At 33.4% G+C, this 3,711-nt stretch carries 2 protein-coding genes; both read left to right on the top strand.

Features of this window, described 5'->3' with window-relative positions; genetic code table 11:
• Positions 1-506 precede the first annotated feature (506 nt).
• Positions 507-1,538, top strand: coding sequence for a type 1 fimbrial protein (locus E5A76_RS06955; protein ID WP_161118491.1), 1,032 nt, complete (start codon positions 507-509; stop codon positions 1,536-1,538).
• Between the two features lie 289 nt (positions 1,539-1,827).
• Positions 1,828-3,711 (top strand): DUF3472 domain-containing protein (locus E5A76_RS06950; RefSeq protein WP_161118490.1); only part of this gene is annotated, 1,884 nt, incomplete at its 3' end.

Below are 3,711 nucleotides of genomic sequence, written 5' to 3'. Positions count from 1 at the left end.
TAGTTTGATTGGATTTAAAACGTGTTTTTTATTTTTAAATATAATTAGCATGTTGTGATTATTTTATTGTTAGTATTAAAGTAAGTAAAATGTGTTAAAAAACACATATAACATCAAATTTAAATAGACTTAAAAATAATTACGATGTCTAATGTTTATAACGGATTAGATGGGGTTGTATATTAAGGATCTATACTTCACTATATAGCATGGATTATTTGTTTCAACTTGATCGTTTAAGAAGCAAATAGGTTTAATGTAAGATACTTCGGGATAATCGTGTGGTGATCTTTACTTGTCTCGGAGTGTATAAGTTTAATATTCGTTGCGTTGACGATTGTTATGATTATTTATTAGTGTCGATAATCAAGCAATATACGATGTGGTTGAATGTTTTATAATATTTAAACCTGCTATTTAAGGCCTCTTTTGAGGCCTTTTTTTTATCATGTAATCACCTATCTTGTATTTTTTACTATGTTTTTTTTATTTGGAGTGTGTTTATAGTGCAACTAATAAATAAAACACTAAAAATATTACTGGTATTTTTAGTATTTTTATCTACATATTCGTATTCAGAAGTGCTGTCACCTATAAATTGGGTGAATTCTATTGGTGGTTCACCTTCATGGGTGTTAGATATGAATCAATGGAGCAAGCTTCAATTCGGTAATCGTTACGGTGTTGTGATGGTTTTCAGGCCTGAGGGGGGCTATTACAGTCCTTTTAATATCAAGGTTGAGAACGGTAGAGTGGAAACACAACTTATTTTTCAGTCAGGAATAACGTCTCTTAATCCTGTTGGTTCAGTACCTATTCGTGAGTTATTTCCCTATGCTAATCGTCCTATTGGCGAGGCGAAAGTATATAAAATAACTGACGCAATAGGAATTGCATTTGTATTGACAACGAAAACTTCTAAGGGAGTTGTAAATCAATCTAGTAGTATTACCCGAGATGCTATCAGTAGTTATTCTACAAATGATACTTTAGCTGGGGTCGCTGGTGATGTCTCAGAGGGACTTCGTGCAGTATTTGTCCGTATTGGTGATTTTAAAAATCCATTTAAATCGGCATTTGTCGATTTTTCAGTGACTGCGAAAATTCGATTAATTAGTGGCAGCAATATTGTTACTTCTAGTCCTGTTACGATCTCTATAAAAGGTCATGTTCGACCTCAAATTTGTAAATTAACGTTAGATAAAGATCATATTGATTTTGGTCAAGTCACAGACTCCCAAGTCTATGCGAATAGTGTGTTTTCTACGCTGAAATTATCCTCAACATGTAATAACAATAAAAATATTAAGAATGCAGTGATTTCATTGGTGAATGTCAATGATGGAAAAGTTTACTCAGAGAACAAGGGGGTAGGGTTTAAAATTCTTGATAATAATGGCATGCCATTTATAGGAAATCGAAATATGCCAGCTAATAGTAATAATTACGATATAAAAATAATGCCATTTATCAACAATAAAAAATTGGCTTATGGTGTTCATCACAGTAGTTTAAATATGAAAGTTACCTATATGTAAAAATATCTTTTACGTTTTCACACCCCTTAAGGTGTTTATAAATCGGCACGTTCATCGCTGTAATTACAGGGGTGTAGGTGTGGTTTGGGAGTTAAAAATCCCTGCGTTGCAGGGTTTTTAACAGTATAGGGCGCGATGCAAAATATGATGTACTTATTTTAAGCAAGCTTCAGTACTAGGTGAAATGCATAAAACGGCAAGCGTGTTAAATTTTCCGCGTTCAGTTTGGCATCGGTGAGCGCTTTAGACACAAGCCAGCTTAAAGTTAATAAGCCAAAGTAGGATAAAAATGTTTAATAAAAATTATATTTGTTCATTAGTCATCTGCTTATTTATCGTAGGATGTCATGAAAATAATAGTAACTTTAAAAGCGAATTCTCACATCAAGGACATGAAAACAAAGGTGGGCATGAAAACAAAGGTGGACATGAAAACAAAGGTGGACATGAAAACAAAGGTGGGCATGAAAACAAAGGTGGACATGAAAACGTACACCTCTCACTCACGGTTGTAAAAAATGGAACGGCTACGATAGGAAAAGAAAAACAGTATCAGGTTGACAAAGAATATAATGGTACAGGTAATGTGATCTATACCCTTGTTGGTGCTCCGAAGTTTATCACTATTAATGCTACAACGGGACTCATTAATATTGATGCTAGTGTTGATTCTGATAAAGGTTTTTATCCTATTACCGTGAAGGCTTCAGATGGTAAACTTATGGCTAAAACGTCTATTACTATCCATGTAATGGAGCCAATTGTCTTGTTGATTGATCCTGTTCCAAAGCAAACAATAACAAGGGATCAAACATTTCAATATCAAATAAAGACCAAGTATAATGGTACTGGAACTTTAAAATATTCATTAATTTCATCACCAAACTTTATAACTATAAATCAACAGACTGGTTTAATATCAGCAGATACAGATAATCTTGTAACCAGTAAAGACTATGTAATAAAAGTAGCTGTAACTGATGGAACTATTAATAAGTCTGTATTAATAAATTTATCAGTGGCGTTATCTGCTGAATTAGAAAAATGTTTACAAGGTAATATAACAGCGGTAACCTCAGATCAATTGTATGCACTGTCTGGCTCTATGTTTTCTGATGAATTATATGTTCAAGGTGATCCGAACTGGAAACCAAAAAAAATTCAATTCAAGATTGAAGATGAAAATAAACAGCCATTAAAAGGTTGTGATATTTATGTTAGGCCACAACAAACATCATCTAGCATTTACTTTCCAGTTAATAGTATCAGTGATAAAAATGGATTGGTTACTGGGTATTGGGAGTCTAAAAAAGGTGAATCTAGTGTATTACTGGCTAGTTTATTACAGGACCAATCTGATAAAGCATCAATAAACGGTGTCATATCGCAAAAGCCATTTAAAAATACAGCGCCTTCTCCATATTTAAGATTTGGCTCAAACTATCGATGGAAAGAATTTAATATAGATATAACAGTTCTTGCTGGTTCAAACCCTACTTTTTTTCAAATAGCAAATTGGTTTGGCGGTTATATCGGTTTACAAGAAGCTGATTGGAAAGAACAACGAAAATTAATATTCTCTGTTTGGAAAACAAAATATGGTATTCCTCAGTTATTGACTGACAGTCCTTACTGTGTACCAATGACCGACTCAGAAGGTACATTTGAACATTGTTTAATGGATTATCCATGGCAATATGGAAAGACTTATACATTCAATATAACAGCTGAACATAACGTGGATAATGCTATTGATTATACCGTAAAAGTTCAAGAGAAAGGCAGTTTAGAAAAAGTAACTGTAGCTACAATTAGACAGCCGCAAGATAACAATTATTACCCAGGGACTCCATCATCTTTTATCGAACAATGGACTAAGGAGCAAGATTCTTGTTTAAAAATACAACCAAGGACAGCTGTTTATTCAAATATTTCTGCAATAAAACCAGGAGAATCCGTACCATTTAATATATCTAATGCGCAATTTAGTCGACCTTATATAGCGTCTTATGGAGGAGGTAGTTTATGTTTTAATTATGCATATGGAAACACAACATCTCTTCCTATTAGCAAAAATATTAAAAATGGTTTTGTTGCTAGTGTGGGTGGTGATCTTGTGTCTTATCCATCAGATGGAGCACTTAAGGCGGCATCTCCTGATGTTAATTTACAT

It is taken from the genome of Photobacterium lucens (assembly GCF_009873615.1).
Lineage (GTDB): Bacteria > Pseudomonadota > Gammaproteobacteria > Enterobacterales > Vibrionaceae > Photobacterium > Photobacterium lucens.
This window is presented reverse-complemented; position numbering and strand designations above follow the sequence as displayed.